Genomic DNA, 24,016 nt, shown 5'->3' on the forward strand with positions numbered 1-24,016 from the left:
GCACGGTTCAGTGGGTGAAACGGTCCGGGTGGGCCGCCTGCCAGTCGGGTGCCCAGCTCTCGGGTGCCGATGCGAGCAGTTCCCCGGGGGTGAGCCATTCGTGGAGCTCGCCGTAGGAGCGGACGGTGTGCGGGTCGAGGCGCTGGAGCAGCATGGACGGGCGCAGGTCGCCCGGATCGTCGACGCCCATCGCCGCCATGATCTGGAGGGCGCTGCTCACCGTCGCGGTCTGATAGCGGTGGACGCGCCGGGACTTGTCGTCGACGTCGACGGCCCGGCCGCGGCGCTCGTCCTGGGTGGCGACCCCCACGGGGCAGGTGTTGGTGTGGCAGCGCTGCGCCTGGATGCATCCGACGGCGAACATCATGGCGCGGGCCGCGTTGGTGTAGTCGGCGCCCTGGACCAGGCGCTTGACCAGATCGCTGCCCGTGGCGACCTTGCCGCTGGCGCCGATCCTGATGCGGTCGCGCAGCCCGACGCCCACGAGGGCGTTGTGCACCGTCATCAGGCCTTCGCCGAGCGGCAGTCCGACGTTGTCGGCGAATTCGAGCGGCGCCGCACCCGTCCCGCCTTCGGCTCCGTCGACGATGATGAAGTCCGGTGCGGTGCCCTCCTCCAGCATGGCCTTGCACACGGCGAGGAACTCACGGCGCGAGCCGACGCACAGCTTGAACCCGACGGGTTTGCCGCCGGCCAGTTCGCGCATCCGGGCCAGGAAGCGGACCAGTTCACGGGGTGTGGTGTACACCCGGTGGAAGGGCGGCGAGACGACCGTCTTCCCTTCCGGTACGCCCCGCACCTGGGCGATCTCCTTGTTCACCTTGGCGCCCGGCAGCACTCCCCCGATGCCCGGCTTGGCTCCCTGGCTGATCTTCAGCGACACGCATTTGACCTGGCTGTGCGCCGCCTTCTCGGCGAACTGCCGCTCGTCGAAGCCTCCGTCGTCCGTCCGGCAGCCGAAGTAGCCGGTGCCGATCTCCCAGACGAGGTCGCCACCGGGGCGCAGGTGGTACTCGGACAGGCCACCCTCTCCTGTGTCGTGCGCGAACGCCCCGAGCTGAGCGCCGGTGTTGAGGGCCAGTACGGCGTTGGCCGACAGCGAGCCGAAGCTCATCGCGGAGACGTTGAGCAGCGCCATGTCGTACGGCTGGGTGCAGTCGGGTCCCCCGATCCGCACGCGCGGAGGGGTGTCGGGCACGGGTCGCGGAGCCATGGACGGGGTGAGGTATTCGCTGCCCGCCCGGTAGAGATCGAGCTCCGTGCCGAACGGCTCCTCGGCGGCGGTTCCCTTGGCCCGCTCGTAGACGATGCTGCGCGTGTCGCGGTCGAAGGGGCGGCCGTCGAAGTTGCGCTCGATGAAGTACTGCTGGAGTTCGGGCCGAAGCGCCTCCAGCGCGAAGCGGAGATGCCCGAGCAGGGGGTAGTTCCGCAGAACCGAATGCCGCCGCTGCACGAGATCATGGACGGCCACCAGCGCGGCCACGAGCAAGGGGACGGCGACAGCCCAGTACCAGGGGGACACGAGGAGGGCGGCGAGGAGACCGCTCACCGCGAGCAGGCCGAGCAGGGCGACCAGAGGTATCTTCAGCACGCCGACCTAGTGTCCGCATGCCCGGTCGCCAATCACCGGCTTGGGTAAGAGTCGGGCGAAACGGCGGCTCAGCGGTCTGGGCCGGCGGGTTCTCCGTCGCGTTCGGAGCGGAGTGCGTCGCGGAGCCTGCGCAGGTCGTCGGCGGGCCTTCCCAGACCGTTGAGATGGAGCCGGGCCGCCTCGCTCCTCGGATGCGGGTTCGTGGGGAAGGCGAGGTCCATGGCCTCGCGCATCATCCACTGGTCGTAGGCGAGCAGCTGTCCCGCGTGCTCCTGGACCTGGACGAGATCACTCTCCGTCAGGTGCAGTTCACGCAGGCGCGCGTGCAGCCGGTGCAGGGCCATGGACTGCCGTCCGGCCTCCTGGGCGGTCCGCCCGGACAGGGGGCCCGGTTCACCGCAGGCCGCCACCACCAGATCCGCCGGCGCCTGCGCCGCGACCGCCTCGTCCAACAGCGCGATGAGCGCCCGCAGTTGGGCGGCGCGCGCGGGAGGGACCGGCGCGGGGCGCCGACGCAGGATCGCCAGGAGGCGCACGGCATACCGACGGGGTCCGCCTGACTGCCGTCCGCGCGCCGTACGTAGCCTCATTGCTCCTCCTGGTCCGTGCCACAGGACCTGGCCACCGGCGGTTCCCTCCGCGATCTCGCGGAACCTCGGCGGCACACTCCGAGCGGGAGTGCCCTTCCAGTGTGCGACACCGCGCACTGCGGACGGGTGCCGGCGACTGCCGGCGATCGGCGGGCTACACAGAGGGGCGCCGGCGAATGCCCCCGGTCTCCACTTGCGGCCAGGACGCCGGTACGCCCGGGACGAGGCGTCGGACGCTCGCGGCACCGCGCCGGCCCCAGAGGCTGCGGGCCGGCGCAGGGCGTGTTCATCGGAAGGTCTGGCGCATCTCGCCCAGGCCGTCGATACGGCTGACCAGGACGTCGTCGGGGCCGAGGAACCGCTGCGGAACGCGCCGGTTGCCCACCCCCGCCGGGGTCCCCGTGAAGATGAGATCGCCGGGGTAGAGGGGGCACACCCCGCTGATGAACTCCACCAACCGCGGTACGGAGAAGATCATCTCGCTGGTGCGTGCCGCCTGGACGCTCTCGCCGTTGAGCAGGCACTCGATCGCGATGTCGTCCCGGTCCGGCAGCTCGTCGGGGGTCACGAGCGCCGGACCGGTCGGGCCGAAACCCGGATACGACTTGCCCAGCGAGAACTGCGGCGGCGTGCCCGTGAGTTGGAGGACGCGCTCGGAGAGGTCCTGCCCCACGGTGAGCCCGGCCACCGCCTCCCAGCCCTCGCTCGCGGGCACCCGATGGCAGGGCGCGCCGATGACGGCGACCATCTCGAGCTCCCAGTCGACCCTGCCCTTGGGCAGCTCGACGCGCGCGTTCGGGCCGGTGATGCAGCTGGGGAACTTGGTGAAGAGCAGCGGGATCTCGGGCGGGACGTACCCGGCTTCGGCCGCGTGCGGACGGTAGTTCAGCGCCACCGCGAAGACCTGACGGGGTCGCGGGACCGGCGCGCCCAGATCGGCGGTCCGGTACGGGCTCGCTGCAGGCAGTACGGCGCTCCCGGCCCAGGCCCGGAACGCGGTCCAGTCGGCCAGGACGTCCATGGGGTCCGGGCCGAAGCGGCCCGCGGAGGCGTCGGCGATGTCGACCGCGCCGGTATCGGTGAGCAGGACGGCTCGGTCGGAGAGCGTGGCCAGTCGCATCTGCTCCGCCTCAGTTCGCCGGGCCGTAGAGGTCGATGGAGAACGGCTCGGTGTCGTGCGCGTCCTTCCAGCCGACCACGTGGTTCCGCAGCGTGCCGACGCCCTCGATCTCCGCCTCGATCCGGTCGCCCGGCCGGAGGTAGAAGTCGAACGGGTTCGGCTGCACGGCGGCGACGCCCGAGATGGTGCCGGTGGTGATGATGTCGCCGGCCGTGTAGCCCTGGGCCGAGTGGTAGGCGACCAGGTGCGGGATCGAGATGATCATCTTCTGGGTGTTGCCCGTCTGGCGTCGCTCACCGTTGACCCGGAGCTCCATCGCGAGCGCGTGCGGGTCGGGAACCTCGTCCTTCGTGACGATCCAGGGGCCGATCGGGCAGAAGGTGTCGATCCCCTTCGAGAAGGAGAAGACGCCCGACTGCATCTCCCGGCGCTGGATGTCCCGCGCAGTGATGTCGTTGAAGACGGTGTAACCGGCGATGTACTCCTCGGCCTCCTCCGGGCCGAAGAACTTGCCGCTCTTGCCGATCACGATGGCGAGCTCGAGCTCGTAGTCCAGTTCTTTGGTGAGCCCCTCGGGGTACACGATCGGCTGGTCGGGGCCGATGATCGCGTCGACGTTCTGGAAGAAGACGATCCCCTTGTGCACCGGGTGCGACCAGTCGACGGCGGTCAGCTCGTCGTGGTGGTCGGTGAAGTTGCCCGCGGTGTGGAAGAACTTCTTGGGCACGATCGGCGCCCGCAGGGTGACCTCGCCGAGGGGGAACCGGCGCCCGGTCTCCTCGGCCTCCCCCGCTCGTTCGAAGTAGTCGCGCATCGACGGGACGTCGAGCTCGACGACGGTCTCGCCGTCGACGTGGCCGACCCGGCCGTCGTTGAAGGTCACGAGTTTCATGCGGAGGCTCCTGGTGGTCCGACGCGGAACACGCGCAACTGCAGCGCGAGCGTTGCGTAGTAGCCCACCAGCGTGGTGAGCTCCACCACCGCCTCGATGCCGTTCAATGAAACGGCTCGCTCGAAGACGACGTCGTCGGCGTCGCCACGCGCGACGAGGACTCGCACCAGTTCGAGGGCGGCCGCTTCGGCGGGGTCCGTCAGTTCGGGTGCCGTGCCGGCGCTCACCGCGGCGATCTCCGCGTCGGTCAGACCCGCGGCCCGGCCGATCGGTTCGTGGGCGCGGCGCTCGAAGGCCGAGTCCCAGTGGGCCGCGACCGTGAGGACGGCGAGTTCGCGGATCCGACCGCCGAGCGAGGTCCGGTAGCGGATCGCCGAGCCCAGCTCCTGGAGGGCCGCCCCGACCCCGGGCGCGAACAGCATCGCGTTGAAAGGGCCGTTGAGCCTTCCCTGCGCGTCGGTGAGGGCGAACAGTTGGGGGCCGCCTGCGCGGGGCCCTCCGGTGATCGCGTCGTAGAGGGAGCGCTGGTCGGGGTCGAGTTCGCCTGGGGCCAGGCGGGGCAGCCGTGTCATGGCCCCGAGTGTGGTGTGCGTACCGGCGTACACGCATCGCTGTGCCAAGCAATGGCATGGCACCCGCGCACGTGTGGCATGACACCCGCGCACGTGCCAATGATTGAAACGAACGTAGTGCGGATCACACCCCATCGCCTTTCATCCCTCGCATGGACGACTGGCTCGGACTCGATCATCGCGCGGCCCTGGTGGCCGGCGCCGGCGGCATCGGCGCTGCCGCCGCCCTCGGCCTCGCCGGACACGGCGCCCGCGTGACCGTCATGGACGTCGACGAGGAGCGGCTCGCCGCGCTCGCCGAGCGGGCAGCGGAGGCGGGCCTCTCGATCGCGACCCGCGCGGCCGACCTCACCGACCCGCGGAGCGCTCGCTCGGCGGTCGCCGAGAGCGCCGGGACGATGGGCGGCCTCGACGTCTTCGTGCACGCCGTCGGTATCAACGACCGGCGCCCGGTGCTGGAGACACCCGACGACGTCTGGGAACGGATCATCGACGTCAACCTCAAGAGCGCCGTGTGGAGCGCTCAGGCGGCCGGCGCCGTGATGGTGTCCGGCGGCTACGGCCGGATCGTCCTGCTGTCCTCGGTCTCCGGACTGCTGGCGCACGCCGACCACGCTCCGTACGCCGCCACCAAGGGCGGTGTCAACCAGCTCTGCCGTGTGATGGCCCGCGAGTGGGCGCCGTACGGCGTCACGGTCAACGCCGTCGCACCCGGTTACACCGAGACCGACCTGACACGCGCCTACCTCGACAAGCCGGGCGTGCGCGACGGGATGGTCGGACTCGTTCCGGCCGGCCGGCTCGGCACCGCCGACGACGTCGTCGCACCCCTGCTGTTCCTCTGCTCCCCGCAGTCCGCGTTCGTGACGGGTCACGTCATGTACGTCGACGGCGGTCGCACCCTCGTCTGAAAGGCGGACCCATGAACCATCCGCAGCGCTTCACCGGCAAGGTCGTCCTGGTCACCGGTGCCGGCACCGGCCTCGGGGCCGAGATCGCCGTCCGGGCGGCCCAGGAGGGTGCCGACGTGGCGGTCCACTACCGCAGCTCGCAGGCGGGCGCACGCCGTACGGCCGACCGGGTCGAGGCCGAGGGGCGCAAAGCCTTCCTGGTCCAGGCCGACATCGTGGAATGGGCGCAGATCACGCGCATGGCCGACGCGGTGTGGGGGCACTTCGGCCGGGTCGACGTGGCGATCAACAACGTGGGCGACATGGCCAGCGACCAGATGTCGTGGCGTGAGATCACCGAGGAGGCGATCGACCACACGCTCGCCGTGGATCTCAAGGGCACCCTGCTGTGCACCCACGAGTTCGGCTCCCGGATGCTCGAACAGCCCGGCGGCGGCTCGATCGTCAACGTGGGCTCCACCGTCGTGGTCCGTGGCAGCGCGCGGGCTCCGCAGTACGCGGCCGCGAAGTACGGCGTCCTCGGCATCACCAAGTCGTACGCTCAGGCGTTCGCACCCACGGTCCGGGTGAACACCTTCGCACCCGGATTCATGGAGACCGAGCGCATGCTCAACCGCGAGGACTACAAGAACGGACGCGGCGAGAAGCTGCGGGAGATGACCCCGATGCACCACATCCCGAAGCCCGAGGAGGTCGCCGGCACGGCGCTCCTCCTCGCGACCGAGGACGCCCAGCACATCACCGGCAGCTACTTCGTCGCCGACGGCGGCTACAACATGATCGGAGCCTGATATGCCCGAGCAGCGCATCCTGTTCGTCAACGGCAGTGTCTTCGACGGCTCGGGCGCCCCGGCCGTCCCCGCCGACGTGGTCGTCCGCGGTGAGACGATCGAGGCGGTCGTCGTCGGCGGTGGCGTACAGGCGCGGCCGGACGACCGTGTCGTCGACTGCACGGGCAGGACGGTCATGCCGGGCCTGATCGAGTCGCACTGCCATCTGACCTTTCCCTCGGCCGTCGGTCACCTCGACACCTCCTTCAACCCGCCGCTGGACGTCAGCTTCTTCCACCACATGCCGACGCCGGACGAGCATTTGGAGATCGCCAAGCGCAACGCGCGCATCCTGCTCGACCAGGGCTTCACCAGCGCCTACTCGGCGGGTTCGCTGACCCCCGTGCCGACCGAGGTGATGCTCCGCGATCAGATCGAGGCGGGTGCCGCGGTGGGACCGCGGATGCGTGCCGCGTCGTTCGAGCGCGACAACAATCCGGTGCAGATGGGCCCCGACGGCCCGCGCGAGCAGAAGACGGGTCCGGACGCGATACGCGCGTTCATCCGCGAGCAGGCCGCGATCGGCTTCGACAGCGTCAAGCTGCTGATGAGCAACGACGACGTCTTCTTCGAAGGCGGATCGATGGTCACGCAGTACAGCGCCGAAGAGGCGCGGGCCGCCGGTGAGCAGGCGCGCGAGTCCGGTGTCTGGCTCAACTGCCACGCCCAGAATCCCGAGTCGATCAAGCTGGCGGTCACCAGCGGCTTCCGCTCGATCTATCACTGCTCCTACGCCGACCAGGAGGCGATCGACCTCCTCGAGGAGGCGAAGGACTCGGTCTTCCTCTCCCCGGCCGTCGGCATCATGTGGGCCAACGTCCACGAGGGCGAGGAGTTCGGAATCGACACCGCGATGGCCCGGAAGATGGGCTCGGTGAAGTCGCTCGAAGCGATGACGCAGCTCTACCCGGAGCTCCGCAGGCGCGGCCTGCGCGTGCTGCCGGGCGGCGACTACGGCTTCCCGAACAACCCGATCGGCCGCAACGCCCGCGACCTCCAGCTCTTCGTCGATCTCTTCGGATACAGCCCGCTCGAGGCGCTCAAGGCGGCCACCTTCCACGGAGGTCAGGTCCTGGAGTTCCCGGTCGGCCTCCTGGCGCCGGAGTACCTGGCCGACATCCTCGTGGTGGACGGCGATCCGACGAAGGACGTGACCGTGCTCCAGGACGCCGGGAACCTCCTCGCCATCATGCAGGGCGGCCGGTTCCACTCGTGTGCCGAGCAGCTCACGCGCGGTACGGCATGAGACGGTTCGACGGCGTCGAGTACGCGGTGATCCCGGGCTTCCGCCCGCTCGAACTCGACCTTTACCTCCCCGACGCGGTGCCCGCCGCCGGTGCCGGCGAGGTGCCGGTCATCGTCCACGTGCACGGCGGTGGCTGGCGCCGCGGTTCGCGTCGCCACCCGCTGCCGCGCCTGGGTGAGGACTTCTACCCCGCGATGGTGCGCGCGGGCTTCGCGGTGGCGGCGATCGACTACCGGCTCAGTGGCGAGGCTCCCTACCCGGCCGCGGCCGACGACGTCCGAGCCGCGGTCGCGACCGTGGCCGAGGTCATGGCGGCCCACGAGGTCGGCGCGGGGCAGGTGTTCCTCTGGGGCGACTCGGCCGGCGGGCACCTCGCCCTGCTGGCCGCGCTGACCGGCTCGCCCGTCGCTGGCGTGGTCGCGTGGTTCCCGGTCACCGATCTGACCGCCATGCCCGACCCCGACGATCCTGGGACGCGCGAGGCGCTCTTCCTGGGAGCGCCGGCCGCCGAGATCCCGGATCTCGCCCGCAAGGCCAGTCCGATCAGGCATGTGCGTGCCGACGCGCCGCCCGTGCTGCTCCTGCACGGCGACAGCGACACGATGGTGCCGACCGCGCAGAGCGTCGACTTCGTCGCGGCCCTGACCGCGGCGGGAGGGTCCGCGCGACTGCTGCTCGTGCCCGGCGCGAGCCACTTCTGGGACGGCGCCGAGGACGTGACCGCCCTGCACCGGGAGTCCCTCGCCTTCCTGCGGAGGCTCGTCACGCCATGACCCGTCCGGTGATCCCGGGGTTCAACCCGGACCCCAGCGTGGTGCGGGTCGGTGACGACTACTACCTCGTCACCTCGTCGTTCGAGTACCTGCCGGGACTGCCGGTCCACCACAGCACCGACCTGCGGAACTGGCGTCAGATCGGGCATGTGGCGACCAGGCCGGAGCAGGTCGAGCTCGAACGGATCCCGACGCCCGGCGGGGTCTGGGCCCCGACGCTGCGCTACCGCGACGGCCTCTTCCACCTCATCGTCACCGTCTTCCTCGGCGGCCGGGGCTGCGTCGTCTTCACGGCGACCGATCCGGCCGGCCCGTGGAGCGACGGCGTGAGCATCCCCGCGGTCGACGGGATCGACCCCGATCTCGCCTGGGACGACGACGGCACCGCGATCGTCACCTTCGCCCGCCATCCCGACCCGATCCAGCAGGTCCGCGTCGATCTGACGACCGGCCGGGCCCTCGACACCCCCCGTGCGGTCTGGGCCGGCAGCGGCGGCTACTCCCCCGAGGGCCCGCACCTCTACCGCCGTGGCCCATGGTGGTACCTGGTGGTGGCCGAAGGCGGCACGGACCGGGGCCACGCCGTCACCGTGGCCCGGGCCCGAAGACCGGACGGACCGTTCGAGGGCTGCCCGGGAAATCCGGTCCTCTCCGCCGCCGGGACCGGCCGGCCGGAGCAGAACCTCGGCCACGCCGACCTGGTCGAGACCGACTCGGGGACGGCGCTCGTCTGCCTCGGAGTCCGGCCGGTCGGGCTGGCGCAGTCGTTCTCGCCCCTCGGCCGCGAGACCTTCCTGGCCGACGTCGACTGGGCCGACGGCTGGCCGAGCGCGCGGCTGACCGAGCTGCCGCCGATGCCGGACGAGGAGGTGACGTACGACTTCGGCGCGCCGGACGTGCTGACCGACCCCGTCTGGATCGCCGTACGCCAGTTGCCGACCGCGGTCGCCACACCCACGCCGGACGGTCTCCTCGTCCGTCGCACCTCCGGTCACACCGCGCTGGACGGCCCACGACCGGCCTTCGTCGGGCGTCGGCAGCGGCATCTGGGCGCCGTGGTGAGCGCGGTGTTCGACGTCCAAGAAGGGTGCGGGGGGCTCGCGTTCCGCAACGCGGAGGACAACCTGGTGGCGCTGGAGGCCCGCGCCACCGGAACCGGGGTCGAGGTCGAGGCCCGGGTGGTGGTGGCGGGATTCGACCGGACCTGGCACGCCACCCTGCCGTGCGGAGACGTCGAGCTCACCATCGCGACGGAGCCGCCGCCCTCCGACTTCTCCGCCGGTGCGGTCGGGGGCGACCGGATCCGGCTGACGGCCCGGGTGGCCGACGACGAGGTGACGCTCGCCGAACTGGACGGCCGGCACTGGTGCTTCGAGACCGCCAAGGCGTTCACGGGCCGGGTCGTCGGGCCGTTCGCGACCGAGGGCACGGTCCGGGTCCGCCGACTCCGCTACTCGGGCCGGTCCTGACGTTCCGTTCAGTCGGTCCCCGTGTTCCACTCAGCCGGCCCCGGCATTCCATTCAATGGAGCGGCCGGGTGACGCGGGTCGGCGCGACCGGAACGCTGCGACGCATGCCGATTCATCCTGAGACCCTCCGGCGCTTCGCGTACATCGAGGGTGTTCCCAGCATGCAAGCCTTCTTCGAGGACCCCCAGTACGCCGAGCGGCGGGCCGCGTTCGAGGCCTGGCCGGACTACGAAGTCCCCGACGTCCCGGTTCGGGCGGCGGAGGCGCCCGGGCCGCACGGTCCGGTCCCGGTACGGGTCTACGGCGAGCGTTCCGGAGCGACCGGGCGGCCCGCACTCGTGTGGATGCACGGCGGCGCCTTCATGATGGGCGACCTGGACATGCCCGAGGCGGACTGGACCTCCCGGGAGGTGGCACGGCGGGCCGACGCGGTCGTGGTCTCGGTCGACTACCGGCTCTGCCAGAGCGGGGTGCACTACCCGGTGCCCCACGACGACGTCGTGGCCGCGGTGCGCTGGGTCCGCGAGAACGCCGACGGTCTGGGGGTCGATCCCGCGTGCGTCTCGGTCGGCGGGGCCAGTGCCGGCGCCAACCTCGCCGCGGGAGCAGCCCTGAAGCTGCGCGACGAGGACCAACGGCCCCCCGCCCACCTCATCTTCGCCTACGGCGTCGCCCACGCGGTGCTCCCGCCGCTCGGCCCCGAGCACGCCGAGCTGATGAGCCACGTTCCCCAAGTGCTCCACTTCCCACCGGAGATGCACGGCTTCTTCAACCACAACTATCTCGGCGGCCCCCTCAGCAAGGCCGACGGGTACGCCTTCCCGGTCCTGGCCGACCTGCGCGGGATGTGCCCGACGCTGGTGCTCAACGCCGAGTACGACGACCTGAGGGTCTCCGGCGAGGCCTTCGCGGCGGCGCTCGCGGCCACGGGCGTGGACGTGCGCCAGGTGATGGTGCGCTCGATGATGCACGGCTTCCTCAACCTCGCGGCCACGGTGGGGCCGACCGCCACCGCGCTGGACCTGATCGCGGCCACGGTCGGCCGGCCCGTGGCCGTCGGCGCATGAGCGCGCCGACCGCACCGACCGCTCCGGCGGTCGAACATCTCGGCTCACCGCTCGGGCTCGGTGAACCCGCGCCCCGGCTGTCGTGGCGGCTCCCGGAGGGCACGCTCGCCCAGAGCGCGTACCGGATCCGAGCGGAGTTCGGCGGTGCGGTGCACGACTCGGACTGGGTCGAGTCCGCCGGGAGTGTCCTCGAGCCATGGCCGTTCGACCCGCTCGGGTCGGCGCAGCCCGTGAGCTGGCGGGTCCGGGTGCGGACCGACCGTGGGGAGTCGGGCTGGTCGGCCGCGGCGACCTTCGAGACGGGCCTGCTCGCCACCGGCGACTGGACCGCGTCGTGGATCGGTCCCCGCGAACCGGACCCGCTCCCCCAGGCCCCGCGCCCCGCGTACGAGCTGCGCGGCCGCCTGCTCGTCCGGCGGCCGGTGCTCCGCGCTCGGCTCTACGCGACGGCGCACGGGCTCTACGAGACGTTCCTCGACGGGGTCCGGGTCGGCGACCTGGAGTTGACCCCCGGGTACACACACTACGCGGCCCGGGTGCCGGTGCAGGCCTACGACGTCACGCCGCTGCTCCGGCCGGGGTCGGTGACCTGGACGGCGCTGCTCAGCGACGGATGGTTCCGCGGTCAGGTCGGGATCTTCCGGGCGGTCGACCAGTGGGGCGAACGCACCGCGTTCCTGGGCCAGTTGCACGTGGAGTACGTCGACGGCACCACCGAGGTGTTCGGCACCGACGCGGGCTGGGAGTCGCGGCCGTCGAACCTCGTACGCGCCGACCTGATCGACGGTGTGTCCGACGACCGGCGTGCCAGGGACGCGACTGGGTGGCGCCCCGTGGAGCCGGTGGACCTCGGCCACGAGACGCTGTTCTGGTCGCCGGCGCCACCGACGCGTCGCGTCGAGGAGCTGCGGCCGAGGTCGGTGGTGCGACGCGGCGACGACCGGCAACTGGTCGACCTGGGACAGAACATCAATGGCTGGGTCCGGCTCGGCGACCTCGGCCCTGCGGGCGGCGAGGTGACGCTCGTACACGGTGAGGCACTCGATCTCCAGGGCGATCTCACCACCGACCACCTCAGACCCGCGGTGCCGTTCCTGCCCGCGCCGCTCCCCGCCGGGCAGGTCGACCGCGTCATCTCCGCGGGCCGGCCGGGTGACGTGTTCGAGCCGCGGCACACGACCCACGGCTTCCGGTACGTCGCCGTCGAGGGGCATCCCCACGATCTGACGCCGGAGGACGTGACGGGCGTCGTGGTGCACAGCGATCTGCGCCGCACGGGCTGGTTCTCGTGCAGCGACGAGCGGATCAACCGCCTGCACGAGGCCGCCGTGTGGAGCTTCCGCGGCAACGCCTGCGACATCCCCACCGACTGTCCTCATCGGGAGCGGGCGGGGTGGACGGGCGACTGGCAGATCTACGCGCCGACGGCCGCGTTCCTGTACGACGTCGCCGGATTCTCGGCCAAGTGGCTGGGCGACGTCGCGATCGAGCAATGGCCCGACGGAACGATCGCCAACATCTCGCCGCACGGCCCGGCCGAGGGCCCGCACGGCCCCACCGGGCCGTTGCAGGGTTCGGCCGGCTGGGGTGACGCCGTGGTCATCGTGCCCTGGGAGCTCTACCGCGCGTACGGCGACGAGCGGATTTTGGCGGATCTGTGGCCGGCCATGGTGCGCTGGGTGGGCCGTGCCGAGCGCATGGCCGCCGGGGGCCGGCATCCGGGTCGCTCCGGACCCGAGTCGTGGCACGAGCGCTATCTGTGGGACACGGGTTTCCACTGGGGTGAGTGGCTGGAGCCGGGCGCCGAGATCGACGACTTCGGGGCCTTCGTCGCCGCCGACAAGAGCGATGTCGCCACGGCGTACCTCGCGCGGTCGGCTGGGCTGATGGCCCGTATCGCCGAGGTGCTCGGCAAACCGGTGGAGTCGGCGCGGTACGCCGAGCTCGCCGACCGCGTCACCGCCGCCTGGCGGGTGGAGTTCCTGACCGCTGACGGCACGGTGCGCCCGGCCACCCAGGCCAACCTCGCGCGAGCGCTGGCCTTCGGGCTCGTACCGGAGGAGGCCGTGCCGAACGCCGTGGCGCAGCTCGTCGGTCTCGTCCGGGCCGCGGGCACCCATGTCGGCACCGGTTTCCTGGCGACGCCCCTCCTCCTGCCGGTGCTGGCCGAACACGGCGAGGTGGATCTCGCCTACGAGCTGCTGTTCCAGGACGGTCCGCCGTCCTGGCTGCACATGATCGATCGCGGTGCGACCACGATCTGGGAGCGCTGGAACGGGATGGCGGACGACGGTACGCCGCACGAGTCGCTCAACCACTACTCGAAGGGGGCGGTGATCAGCTTCCTCCACCGGTACACCGCTGGGCTGAAGCCGCTCGATCCGGCCTACCGCCGCTTCCGGGTGGCCCCGCTCCCGGGCGGCGGTCTCACCTCGGCCTCCGCGGTGCTGGAGTCGCCCTATGGGCGCATCGAGTCGGCCTGGGAGATCGGAGACGGCGGGTTGCTGCTCGAGGTGGTCGTGCCCCCGGGCACGACCGCCGAGGTCGTCCTGCCGAACGGCGAGATGGAGGTGGCCGGCCCCGGCCGGCACGTCTTCATGGCGTGAACGGCGCCGGGGGCGAGGCCGCGCTGGGGGCGCCGAGGGCACGCGAGATGCCCTGCGCGGCGATTCTCACCGCGTAGGTGAGCCGGCGTGGCTGCGCCTCCCGTTCGGGGAGCAGCACGCCGATCGCGGCGACCGCTTCGTCGCGCTCGTCGAAGACCGGCGCGGCCACCGCCACCAGGGTCTCCAGCTCGGTGCGGCGGAAGATGGCCACCCGCTCCCTGCGCACCTCGGCGAGCGTGCGCCGCATCGCCGAGGCCGGGATCAGCCTCTTGTCCGGCTCGCTGTGGAGTGGCCGCGCGAGCAGTTCGTCCTGCACCTCGCCCGGTGCGAAGGCGAGGAGCGCCAGCCCCATGCCGGTCGCGTGCAGCGGCATCTTGCCGCCGATCCTGTACCGCACCTCCACCGCCCTGTGCGCCGACAGACGCTCGACCAGCGTCGCCTCCAGGCCGTCGCGGACCGCGAGTTGCACGTGCTGTCGCGTGACCGCGCCCAGGTCGCTCATGAAGGGCAGAGCGATGTGGCGCAGACCGTGACCGCGCGGGGCGAGTGAGGCGACTTCCAGGAGCCGCAGGCCGATCGAGTACCGGCCGGCTTCGTCGCGTTCGAGCGCCCCCCAGTCGAGCAGCCGGCCGGCCAGTCGCAACGTCGTGCTGACCGGAATATTGCTGAGCAGGCTCAGTTCGCGCAGGGTCAGGTGCCGCCGTGTCGCGTCGAAGGCCTCGAGCAGCGACAGCGCCCGGTCGATGACCGGCTCTCCCTGCGGTGGTCGCTTGCCCCGGCGCCGGGCCGGAACGGCCTCCGTATCGCTCACGAATGACACCTTCCGATTAAGTGCGCGTTTCAATCAATGGCAATCATTGCTGACTTGTGTGACCGGCGCCACTCATTGTTCTCGTCAAGTTGGGCGAAGGCCCCGACCCGGACAACCCGAGAGGCTTCGATGACCGGCTTCACCTTCAAGCGTCTGGCGGCCAGCACACTGGCCTTGGCGGTAGCCACCGTCTCTCTGGCGGCGTGCGGCTCTTCGACCAACGGCGCGAACGGCTCTGCTTCGAGCACCACGCTCACCCTCGGCTACGACTCCGACCCGGCACCGCAGGGCTACGACCCGCTGCTCTACGGCGGTGGCCAGCGGCTCTTCTACGAGTCGGTCTACCAGTCGCTCTTCGCGGAGGGCGCCGACGGTCAGCCCGTCCCCGAACTCGTCTCCAGCTTCGGCTACAACAAGGCCAAGACCCGGATGACGCTGAAGCTCAAGTCCGGTGTCACCTTCACCGACGGCTCCAAGCTCACCGCCCAGCTGGTCAAGGCGAACCTCGACCGTCGGAGCAACTCCAAGCTCCAGGCCTACTCCGGCTTCGCCAAGGGCGGTTCCAGCGAGATCGCAGCCGTCGAGGCCCCGAGCGCCGACACGGTGGTGCTCACTTTCCCCGCCGCGCAAGGGTCGTTCCAGACGAACCTCGCGGGCGTCCCCGGGACCATGGTCGGAGCGAAGGCGATCAGCGACCCGAGCCTGCTCGACAAGGGGCCGGACGGCTCGGGCCCGTACAGGATGAACTCCGCGGTCAAGGGCAGCAGTTACACGATGAGCCGACAGCCCGGCACGAACGCGGGCACCTACCCGTTCCGGACGATCGTCTACAAGCCGTACCTGGACAAGAACGCCCGTCTGAACGCGCAGATCTCCGGCCAGACGGACGCCTCGCTCCTCGACACGTCCACGGAGCGGACGGCATCGTCCAACGGCGTGTCGCTGGTCAAGAACGGCGGCACGATGCTGGACCTGCTGGTCTTCGACAAGACCGGCGTGAGCTCGAAGCCGTTCGGCAGCAAGGACGTTCGGCTGGCATTGAGCTACGCGATCGACCGGGACGCCTTCGTCAAGAGCGTGGCCAAGGGCGCCGAGCCGACGGCCAACGCCTTCCCCAAGTCCTCGCCCGGCTACGACCCCGCGCTGAACACTCGGTACGCCTACGACGTCGCCAAGGCGAAGAGCACGCTGAGCCGGGCCGGCTACCCGCACGGGTTCTCGTTCACCATCACCGCCAGCCCGACCGACCAGGCCGCGCTGGAGTTCCTGCAGAACGGGTTCAAGGCGATCGGCGTCGACATGAAGATCGACGTCACCACCTCGACCGGCCGGCTCTTCGCGGCGGTCAACTCCCAGCCACTGGGCTTCATCCCGCTGACGATGAGCAACGAGATAGGCGTCACCGCCGGGGTTCTCGTGGGCGGCTTCGCGAACCCGCACAAGACGCAGGACCCGGTGATCGGGGCCGCGCTCGGGGCGGCGTCGAACGCCTCCGGTCCCGACCACGCCGCCGCGCTGAAGAAGCTGAACGGCTCGCTGATCGACGAGGGCTGGCTGATCCCGGTCGCCGAGCAGTACGCGTACGCCGGATACGACGCCAAGGCGCTCAAGGCGCCGACCTATCCCGGCACCGACGGCTACCCGCTGCTGAGCTCCTTCAAGCCCGTCGGCTGACCGTTCCCGGCGGTCGGCCGGTGGTCCTCGGAACGCCTGCCGACCGCCGGAACGGCGCGCTCGCGCCCTGATCCCGGAAAGGAACCGCATGCTCACCTACGTCGCCCGCCGTGTCGGGCTCGGTGTCGTCACCGTCCTGGTGGCGTCCGCCCTGAGCTTCCTCCTGGTGCACGCCTCCGGCGGCAGCCCGGGAGCCATCACCGCCGGGGAGGGGGCGACCAGGGCCCAGATCGCGGCGGAGAACGTCCGGCTCGGCTGGGACCGTCCGCTCGTCGCCCAGTACGCGAGCTGGCTCGGACACGCGGTCCGCAGCGACCTCGGGGTCTCGTTGATCGACGGCCGCGCCATCTGGCCGGACCTGGTGCAGCGCATCCCGGTCACCGCGTCGACGGCGGTCTTCGCGACCCTGTTCAGCGGGGTCCTCGGGATCCTGGTCGGAGTCCTGGCCGCGGTGCGCGGGGGCCGCCTCGACCGCCTGATCACCGTGACCAGCGGGGTCATGCTCTCCCTGCCTCAGTTCTGGCTCGGCATCCTGCTGGTGTACGTGCTCTCGGTGAAGGCGCATCTGCTGCCCGCCACCGGCTACGTCGGGTTCACGACCTCGCCGGCGCAGTACGTCCAGAGCCTGGTCCTCCCGGTCCTCGCGCTGGGGCTGACGGGAGCCGCGATCATCGCGCGCACGACCAGGGCCGGCATGGTCAACGCGCTGCGCCAGGAGCACATCCGCACCCTGCGGGCTCTCGGCACGCCGCTCTGGCGGATCCGCTACCTGCACGCGCTCCGCTTCGCCGGTGCGCCGGTGGTGTCGGTGCTCGGCATCCAGTTCATCGCCCTCTTCGGCGGCTCGGTCATCATCGAGCAGCTCTTCGCGCTGCCGGGTCTCGGGCAGGCCGCCCAGGCCGCGATCAACACCCACGACTTCCCGGCGGTCCAGGGCGTCGTCGTCGTCTCGACCGTGGTCGTGGTCGTCACCAACCTGCTCCTCGACCTCGTCCTCGCCGCCCTCGACCCGAAGGTGCGTACCGCGTGAACGCCGTCACCGAAACCGTCCAGAAGCCCCTGGCGTCCGAAGCCGAATCCGGCCGGCGCCGCCTCGCGGCCTCGCTGCGCCGACCCGGCTCCGTGCTCGCGATCGCGTGGCTGGCCGCGATCGTGATCGCCTCGGCGACCGCGCGCTGGTGGGTGCCGTTCCCCGTCGGCGGGCAGGACCCCGCGCACTCCCTGACGGGCCCTTCCGGCAGGCACTGGCTCGGCACCGACGAACTGGGCCGCGACATCTTCTCCCGGATCGTCACCGGCGGCTGGGTCTCGATCGGCCCGGCACTGCTGGCGGTGACGGTGGCCTTCTGTGTCGGCGTGCCGATGGCGTTGCTCGCGGCCGAACACGGCCGGGGCGTCGAGCGGACCGGCAGCCGCGTCGCCGAGCTGCTCCTCGCCCTGCCGACCACCGTGATCCTGCTGGCCTTCGTCGGCGCCGTAGGGATCCACGTATGGGCCATCATGGCCGTCCTCGGGCTTCTGCTCGCGGCTCCGGTGTACCGGATCCTGCTCGCGCCGGCCCAGTCGCTGCGCACCCGCCTCCATGTCGACGCGGCGAAGGTGAACGGCGTCGGCTCCCTGCTGGTGAACGTGCGTCACGTGCTGCCCGGCATGGCGACCACGATCGCCGTCCAGGCGGCCCAGCTCTTCGCGCTCGGCATCCTGATCGAGGCCGGCCTGGCCTTCATGGGCTACGGTCCGGCCATACCGGCGCCGAGCTGGGGCGGTCTCATCGGCGACGCCCAGCAGCACATCTACGACGACGCCTGGATGATGGTTCCCACCGGTGTCGTACTCGCGCTGACCGTGATCGCGGCCAACCGGATCGCCGACGCCCTGGCCGGCGAGCGGGAGCGGACCGTCCCTGCCCGCCGCCCGGTACGACACCTCGGCCGGCCTCCGGCGGCGGCTTCGGCCGCGGGCGAGGCAACACCCCGGACCGACGGGGCCCTGCTCGAGGTACGGGATCTGCACGTCGGCGTCGTGGACGGCACGGAGCTGGTCACCGGCGTCTCGGTGTCGGTCCGGCCCGGCACCGTGCTCGGCCTGGTCGGCGAGTCCGGGTGCGGCAAGACGATGACCGCGCGCTCGCTGATGGGACTGCTGCCCGACGGTGTCGAGGTCAGCGGCGGCGCCGTGCTCTTCGAGGGCCGGAACCTGGCCGGGCTCTCCGACCAGCAGTACCAGGCCGTCCGCGGGCGGGACATCGCGCTGATCTCACAGGAACCGATGGTCGCACTCGACCCGATGTTCTCGATCGGCCATCAACTCACCCGGCCCATCCGCCGCTTCCGCGAGGTCGGCCGCGACGAGGCCCGGACGATCGCGCTCGACCTGCTCACCCGGGTGGGCATCGTCGACCCCGAGCGGATCCTGCGCAGCCACCCCCACGCGCTGTCCGGCGGCATGGCCCAGCGCGTCTGCATCGCCCTCGCGCTCACCGGCTCCCCCAAGCTCCTGATCGCCGACGAGCCGACCACCGCCCTGGACGTGACGGTGCAGGCGGAGATCCTCAGCCTGCTGCGCTCGCTGGTGCGCGGCACCGGCCTGTCGGTCGTCCTGGTCAGCCACGACCTCGGTGTGGTGGCGGACCTGTGCGACGACGTGGCCGTCATGTACGCCGGTCAAGTGGTCGAGTCCGGGACCGTGGCCGAGGTCCTCGACCAGGCCGCCCATCCCTACACGAGGGCCCTGCTGGCCGCGAATCCCCACATCCCGCACGGGGAGGCGGTCCCGGACCGGCTGCCCTCGATCCCGGGCACGGTGCCCGCGCCGAAGGACTGGCCCGTCGGCTGCCGGTTCGCGAGCCGGTGCCCCCTGGCCACCCCCGAATGCCACGAGCCGATCGCGGCCGCGCCGGCGCACGGAGCGGGAACCGTCCGCTGCATCCACCCGACGGCCGCGGCGCCCGGCACGGCCGTGCCGAACGAATCCGGAGCCGTCCGATGAACCAACCAGCCCTCCGCGTCCGGGACCTCGTCGTTCACTACGGACGCCGTCACAGGACCCCTCCGGCCGTCGACGGGGTCGGGTTCGACATCGCACCGGGCGAGACCCTCGGCCTCGTCGGCGAGTCCGGCTCGGGCAAGTCGACCATCGGCAAGGCGATCCTGGGACTTCAGGCCGCGAGTTCCGGGTCGATCACCCTGCACGGGACGGACATCACCACGGCCTCGCTACGACAGCGGCGGATCAGCGCGATCGACCTGCGCGCGGTCTTCCAGGACCCCTACTCCTCGCTCAACCCGGCCCAGAGCATCGGCCAGACCCTGGTGGAGCCGCTGCGGGTGCTGCGCGTCCCGAAGCAGGAGCAGTGGCAGCGGGCCCGCGAGGCGCTCGCCGCGGTCGGTCTCCCCCGCGACGTGATCGACCGCGATCCGGCGCGGCTCTCCGGTGGTCAGCGCCAGCGGGTGGCGATCGCCCGTGCCCTGGTCTGCGACCCGAAGGTGATCGTGCTCGACGAGCCGGTCAGCGCCCTCGATCTCTCGACCCAGGCGCAGGTGCTGAACCTGCTGGCCGATCTGCGTGACCGGCGACAACTCGCCCTGCTCTTCATCGCGCACGACCTGGGCGTCGTCCGGTTCCTCTCCCAGCGGGTCGTGGTTCTCTACCGCGGCCGGGTGATGGAGCAGGGAGACGTCGAGTCGGTGACCCAGGAACCGCGTCACCCGTACACCGTGGCACTGACAGCGGCGGCACCCGTACCCCGTCCGGCCGAGCAGGCGCACCGTCGCGCCGCGCGCGAGGCACTGGGCATCGGCGCCGCAGGAACGGCGAGCGCGGCATCGACGGGCTGTCCGTTCGTCAACCGGTGCCCGCTCGCGGCGGACCGCTGCCGCACCGAGCGGCCGCCCCTCACCGGCACCGGTGACTCCTTCGCGGCCTGCCATCGCCTCGACGAAGTCGCCGCGCTTCGTGCCACCCACTGACCCCAGCACCCCCATGGAGATCCCCATGCACCCGTTTCCCGCCGACTTCCTCTGGGGAGTGGCCAGTGCCGGCCACCAGACCGAGGGCGACAACCTGGCCAGTGACTGCTGGTTCGCCGAGAACGCGACACCGACCGTCTTCAAGGAGCCCTCGGGCAAGGCCTGCGACGGCTGGGAGCGTTGGCGCGAGGACGTCGACCTGGCCGCCGCCATGAACCTCAACGCCTACCGCTTCTCCGTCGAGTGGGCCCGGGTCGAGCCGGTCGAAGGCGAGTTCTCCGCCGACGCGCTGGCCCACTACGCGGCGATCGTCGACCACTGCGTCGAGCGTGGTCTGGCGCCCGTGGTCACGTTCCACCACTTCGTCGCCCCGCACTGGTTCGCCGCACGCGGCGGATGGCTCGACGCCGGAGCCCCGGAACGGTTCGCGCGCTTCTGCGACCGGATCATGGCGGCCTTCGGCGACCGGATCGCGGTGGCGGTGACGATGAACGAACCCAACCTGCCCCCGATGCTGGCCTGGGCCGGGCTGCCCGACGTCGTCAGGGACCTCGAACGGGCGACGCTGGAGGCCTGCACCCGGGCGGCCGGCGTCGAGCGCTACCGCCTCACCAACATCACGCTCCCCGAGGAGGCCGAAGCACTGCTCGCGGGCCAGGCCGCGGGGCACCGTGCGGCCCGCGCGGCGATCAAGGCGCGTCGCGCGGACCTTCCCGTCGGCCTGTCGATCGCGATGGTGGACGACCTCGTCCACGGCCCTGATCCCACCCTGCGTGACCGCAAGCGCGCCGAGGTCTACGCGTCCTGGCTGGAGATCGCCCGCGAGGACGACTTCATCGGCGTCCAGAACTACGAGCGGCACTACTACGACGCGACGCGTGCGGTGAACGTCGACGGCACGCCCGCGGAGGGCGGGGTGATGAACCGCACCGATCCGGCGTCGCTCGGCAGTTGCGCGCGGTACGCCCACGCCGTGAGCGGCGTGCCGGTCCTGATCACCGAGCACGGCATGCAGACGGACGACGACACCCGGCGCGCCGCGTTCATCGAGCCGTCACTGGCAGGGGTGCGGGAGGCGATGGACGACGGCGTCCCCGTGCTCGGCTACTTCCACTGGACCCTGATGGACAACTTCGAGTGGATCTTCGGCTTCGGGCCCAAGTTCGGGCTGCACAGCGTCGACCCCTTCACCTTCGAACGCACGCCGAAGCCGAGCGCGAGCCTTTACGGCGCCCTGGTCGCGGAGCTGCGCCGTGGATGAGGTCTCCGCCGTCCGTCTCGAACATCGCGACGATCCGCTCGGCATCGGGGAGGACCGCCCGCGGCTCTCCTGGCAGGTCGCGAGTCAGGAGGGCCGGCGACAGGCCGCCTACGAGCTGACCATCGGCGACGAGTTCTTCCACGTCGACTCGGCCGACTCCGTGCTGGTGCCGTGGCCCGCGAAGCCGCTGGCGTCCCGTGAGGCTCGCGAGGTCCGGGTCCGCGTCATCGGCACCGACGGCGAGGTCTCCGACTGGAGCGACCCGGTCAGCGCGGAACGCGGTCTCGTGGCCTCCGACTGGAAGGCCACGCTGATCGAGCCCGCCGAGGACGAGCGGGGACCGGCGGCGCTCCTGCGACGCCCCTTCGTCACGGACGGCGAGATCGTCCGCGCCCGCCTCTACATCACGGCGCACGGGCTGTACGTGGCCGAGCTCAACGGCGAGCGGGTCGGCGACGACGCCCTCGCCCCGGGGTGGACCAGCTACCACCACCGGCTGCGCTTCCAGACGTACGACGTCACCGCCCAGGTGCGCGCGGGTGAGAACGCGATCGGGGTGCAGGTCGCCGACGGCTGGTGGCGGGGCCGGGTCGGGTTCGTGCCCGGGTGGCGCGACACCTACGGCAGCTCGCTGGGCCTGCTCGCCCAGCTCGAGATCGACTACGCCGACGGCCGGCGTCAAGTGATCCCCACGGACGAGGACTGGCGTTCCTCGACCGGCCCGATCCGGTCCGCGGATCTCTACGAGGGCGAGACCTACGACGCGACGATGGCGCTCCCCGGCTGGTCCAGCCCCGGGTTCGACGACCTCGGGTGGGGCGGTGTGCGCCGCGGCGAACGCGACCCCGCCACCCTGGTGGCTCCGTCGGGGCCTCCCGTCCGGGCGGTCGAGGAGCGCGTCCCGGTCGGCACGATCACCACTCCCTCCGGCCGTACCGTCCTCGACTTCGGCCAGAACCTCGTGGGGCGACTCCGTATCCGGGTGCACGGCCGTCGCGGCGCGACCGTCACGCTGCGCCATGCCGAGGTGCTGGAGAACGGCGAACTCGGAGTACGACCGCTGCGCACGGCCACGGCCACGGACCGGTACGTGCTCGCCGGGGACACCGGCGGCGAGAGCTGGGAACCGTCCTTCACCTGCCACGGCTTTCGCTACGCCGAGGTGAGCGGCGACCACGACGAACTCCGGGCGACCGCGGTCGTCTACCACTCGGACATGCGCCGGACGGGCTGGTTCGAGTGCTCCGACCCTCTGCTCAACCGGCTGCACGAGAACGTCGTCTGGGGGATGCGCGGCAACTTCGTCGACGTCCCCACCGACTGTCCGCAACGCGACGAGCGCCTGGGCTGGACCGGCGACATCCAGGTCTTCGCCCCGACGGCCGCCTACCTCTTCGACTGTGCGGGGCTGCTCACCTCCTGGCTGGCCGATCTCGCCGCGGACCAGACCGCGGAGGGTGTCGTTCCGCTGTTCGTGCCGCGGATCGACTTCCCGGGCCCGTTCACTGAGCCGTCCGCGACGGCCGGCTGGGGCGACGCCGCGGTGATCGTCCCCTGGGTGATCTACCAGCGGTTCGGCGACGCGGGGCTGCTCCGCCGTCAGTACCCGAGCATGCGGGCCTGGGTCGACGGAGTGACCGCGTCGTTGGGGCAGTCCGGCCTCTTCGACAGACCGGAGTTGCAGCTCGGCGACTGGCTCGACCCGGCGGCACCCCCGGACGCGCCCTGGCAGGCCGAGACCGACGCGCACCTGGTGGCCACCGCCTACCGTGCGCACGTCGCCGGGCTGCTGTCCCGTATCGCGGCGGTGATCGGCGAGGAGGCGGACGCGGCCAAGTACGACGAGCTCGCCAACGGGGTCCGCCAGGCGTTCCACGACGAGTACGTGACGCAGGGCGGCCGGATCGCCGACTCCGGGCAGACCGGGTACGCCCTGGCGCTGGAGTTCGCCCTGCTCCCCGACGCCGGACAACGCGCCCGGGCGGCACGGCAGTTGGTCCGGCTGGTACGGGAGAAGGGCCACAAGGTCGCCACCGGGTTCCTCGGTACCCCGGCGATCTGCGACGCCCTCACGTCCGCGGGAGCCGTCGACGACGCCTACCAGATGCTGCTCCAGACCGACTGCCCCTCGTGGCTGTACCCGGTGACGATGGGAGCGACCACGATCTGGGAACGCTGGGACTCCATGCTCCCCGACGGTTCGGTCAACCCCGGGGAGATGACGTCGTTCAACCACTACGCCCTGGGCGCGGTGGCGGACTGGATGCATCGAGTGGTCGCCGGACTCGGGCCCGGTGCGGCGGGGTACCGGTCGCTGCGGATCGAGCCGCGGCCCGGAGGACGGATCTCGTGGGCACGCACGGCGCACCGCACCCCGTACGGCCTGGCCGAGGTCGCGTGGGAGCGAGCCGACGGTGAACTCCGCGTCGATGTCACCGTGCCGACCGGATCGGTCGCGACACTCGTCCTGCCGGGCCTCGAACCCAGGGAGATCGAATGCGGCACGCATCGCTTCGTGGTCCCGCACCCGGACCCGTCCGCCGATCGCGAATGGCACCCGTCCCCGCCGTTTCCGCTCGCCGAGATGCCGGCCGAGGAACACCGCTGACAGGCCAGGTCGGCGGACACAACCCTT

General features: G+C 71.4%; 19 protein-coding genes. 13 read left to right on the forward strand and 6 right to left on the reverse strand.

The window, feature by feature from the left end; translation table 11 throughout:
• Positions 1-7: 7 nt before the first annotated feature.
• The 5 genes from ACFWI4_RS07905 to ACFWI4_RS07925 form a co-directional block, all read right to left on the reverse strand.
• Entirely contained in the window at positions 8-1,591 is a 1,584-nt protein-coding gene (locus ACFWI4_RS07905) for an FMN-binding glutamate synthase family protein (protein WP_387192101.1), read from the reverse strand.
• A gap of 68 nt (positions 1,592-1,659) precedes the next feature.
• Entirely contained in the window at positions 1,660-2,181 is a 522-nt protein-coding gene (locus ACFWI4_RS07910; RefSeq protein WP_387192103.1) for a hypothetical protein, read from the reverse strand.
• Between the two features lie 286 nt (positions 2,182-2,467).
• The gene (locus ACFWI4_RS07915) at positions 2,468-3,301 is read right to left on the reverse strand and encodes a fumarylacetoacetate hydrolase family protein (protein ID WP_387192105.1); all 834 of its coding nucleotides are present in this window, start codon (positions 3,299-3,301) and stop codon (positions 2,468-2,470) included.
• A 10-nt stretch (positions 3,302-3,311) separates the two neighbouring features.
• Positions 3,312-4,193 (reverse strand): fumarylacetoacetate hydrolase family protein, encoded by an 882-nt coding sequence (locus ACFWI4_RS07920; RefSeq protein ID WP_387192107.1) that lies wholly within the window; start codon positions 4,191-4,193, stop codon positions 3,312-3,314.
• On the reverse strand, positions 4,190-4,765 hold the full coding sequence (locus ACFWI4_RS07925) for a carboxymuconolactone decarboxylase family protein (RefSeq protein WP_387192109.1): 576 nt from the start codon (positions 4,763-4,765) through the stop codon (positions 4,190-4,192). Before ACFWI4_RS07925 ends, ACFWI4_RS07920 begins: the two co-directional genes overlap by 4 nt.
• Before the next feature lie 152 nt (positions 4,766-4,917).
• On the opposite strand from ACFWI4_RS07925, the gene ACFWI4_RS07930 reads away from it, so the two are divergent.
• From ACFWI4_RS07930 to ACFWI4_RS07960, 7 genes are all read left to right on the forward strand, one after another.
• Positions 4,918-5,676: an SDR family NAD(P)-dependent oxidoreductase gene (locus tag ACFWI4_RS07930; RefSeq protein ID WP_387192111.1), complete on the forward strand. Its 759-nt coding sequence runs from the start codon at positions 4,918-4,920 to the stop codon at positions 5,674-5,676.
• An 11-nt stretch (positions 5,677-5,687) separates the two neighbouring features.
• Entirely contained in the window at positions 5,688-6,467 is a 780-nt protein-coding gene (locus ACFWI4_RS07935) for an SDR family NAD(P)-dependent oxidoreductase (protein WP_385397937.1), read from the forward strand.
• A gap of 1 nt (position 6,468) precedes the next feature.
• Positions 6,469-7,752 (forward strand): amidohydrolase family protein, encoded by a 1,284-nt coding sequence (locus tag ACFWI4_RS07940; RefSeq protein ID WP_387192113.1) that lies wholly within the window; start codon positions 6,469-6,471, stop codon positions 7,750-7,752.
• Positions 7,749-8,525 carry an alpha/beta hydrolase fold domain-containing protein gene (locus ACFWI4_RS07945; protein ID WP_387192115.1) on the forward strand — a complete coding sequence of 259 codons (777 nt, stop codon included), beginning with the start codon at positions 7,749-7,751 and terminating at the stop codon, positions 8,523-8,525. Before ACFWI4_RS07940 ends, ACFWI4_RS07945 begins: the two co-directional genes overlap by 4 nt.
• Positions 8,522-9,994, forward strand: a complete 1,473-nt coding sequence (locus ACFWI4_RS07950; protein WP_387192117.1) for a glycoside hydrolase family 43 protein — start codon at positions 8,522-8,524, stop codon at positions 9,992-9,994. Before ACFWI4_RS07945 ends, ACFWI4_RS07950 begins: the two co-directional genes overlap by 4 nt.
• A gap of 104 nt (positions 9,995-10,098) precedes the next feature.
• Entirely contained in the window at positions 10,099-11,061 is a 963-nt protein-coding gene (locus ACFWI4_RS07955) for an alpha/beta hydrolase (RefSeq protein WP_387192119.1), read from the forward strand.
• Positions 11,058-13,667, forward strand: coding sequence for a family 78 glycoside hydrolase catalytic domain (locus tag ACFWI4_RS07960; RefSeq protein WP_387192121.1), 2,610 nt, complete (start codon positions 11,058-11,060; stop codon positions 13,665-13,667). Before ACFWI4_RS07955 ends, ACFWI4_RS07960 begins: the two co-directional genes overlap by 4 nt.
• Here ACFWI4_RS07960 and ACFWI4_RS07965 read toward each other — a convergent pair.
• Positions 13,657-14,478 (reverse strand): IclR family transcriptional regulator, encoded by an 822-nt coding sequence (locus ACFWI4_RS07965; RefSeq protein ID WP_387192123.1) that lies wholly within the window; start codon positions 14,476-14,478, stop codon positions 13,657-13,659. The two genes, ACFWI4_RS07960 and ACFWI4_RS07965, sit on opposite strands and share 11 nt — an antisense overlap.
• 129 nt (positions 14,479-14,607) lie before the next feature.
• On the opposite strand from ACFWI4_RS07965, the gene ACFWI4_RS07970 reads away from it, so the two are divergent.
• The 6 genes from ACFWI4_RS07970 (at position 14,608) to ACFWI4_RS07995 (ending at position 23,989) form a co-directional block, all read left to right on the forward strand.
• A complete protein-coding gene (locus tag ACFWI4_RS07970; protein ID WP_387192125.1) occupies positions 14,608-16,152 on the forward strand; it encodes an ABC transporter substrate-binding protein in 1,545 nt (514 codons plus the stop codon).
• A gap of 88 nt (positions 16,153-16,240) precedes the next feature.
• Positions 16,241-17,182 (forward strand): ABC transporter permease, encoded by a 942-nt coding sequence (locus tag ACFWI4_RS07975; protein ID WP_385397949.1) that lies wholly within the window; start codon positions 16,241-16,243, stop codon positions 17,180-17,182.
• Positions 17,179-19,140 (forward strand): dipeptide/oligopeptide/nickel ABC transporter permease/ATP-binding protein, encoded by a 1,962-nt coding sequence (locus ACFWI4_RS07980; RefSeq protein ID WP_387192127.1) that lies wholly within the window; start codon positions 17,179-17,181, stop codon positions 19,138-19,140. Before ACFWI4_RS07975 ends, ACFWI4_RS07980 begins: the two co-directional genes overlap by 4 nt.
• Positions 19,137-20,120: an oligopeptide/dipeptide ABC transporter ATP-binding protein gene (locus ACFWI4_RS07985; protein ID WP_387192129.1), complete on the forward strand. Its 984-nt coding sequence runs from the start codon at positions 19,137-19,139 to the stop codon at positions 20,118-20,120. The genes ACFWI4_RS07980 and ACFWI4_RS07985 overlap by 4 nt, the downstream gene beginning before the upstream one ends.
• A gap of 25 nt (positions 20,121-20,145) precedes the next feature.
• Entirely contained in the window at positions 20,146-21,381 is a 1,236-nt protein-coding gene (locus ACFWI4_RS07990) for a family 1 glycosylhydrolase (RefSeq protein ID WP_387192131.1), read from the forward strand.
• Complete coding sequence (locus ACFWI4_RS07995; RefSeq protein ID WP_387192133.1) at positions 21,374-23,989, forward strand: glycoside hydrolase family 78 protein; 2,616 nt, start codon at positions 21,374-21,376, stop codon at positions 23,987-23,989. Before ACFWI4_RS07990 ends, ACFWI4_RS07995 begins: the two co-directional genes overlap by 8 nt.
• Positions 23,990-24,016 lie beyond the last annotated feature (27 nt).

It is taken from the genome of Streptomyces sp. NPDC127038 (assembly GCF_042725875.1).
Lineage (GTDB): Bacteria > Actinomycetota > Actinomycetes > Streptomycetales > Streptomycetaceae > Streptomyces.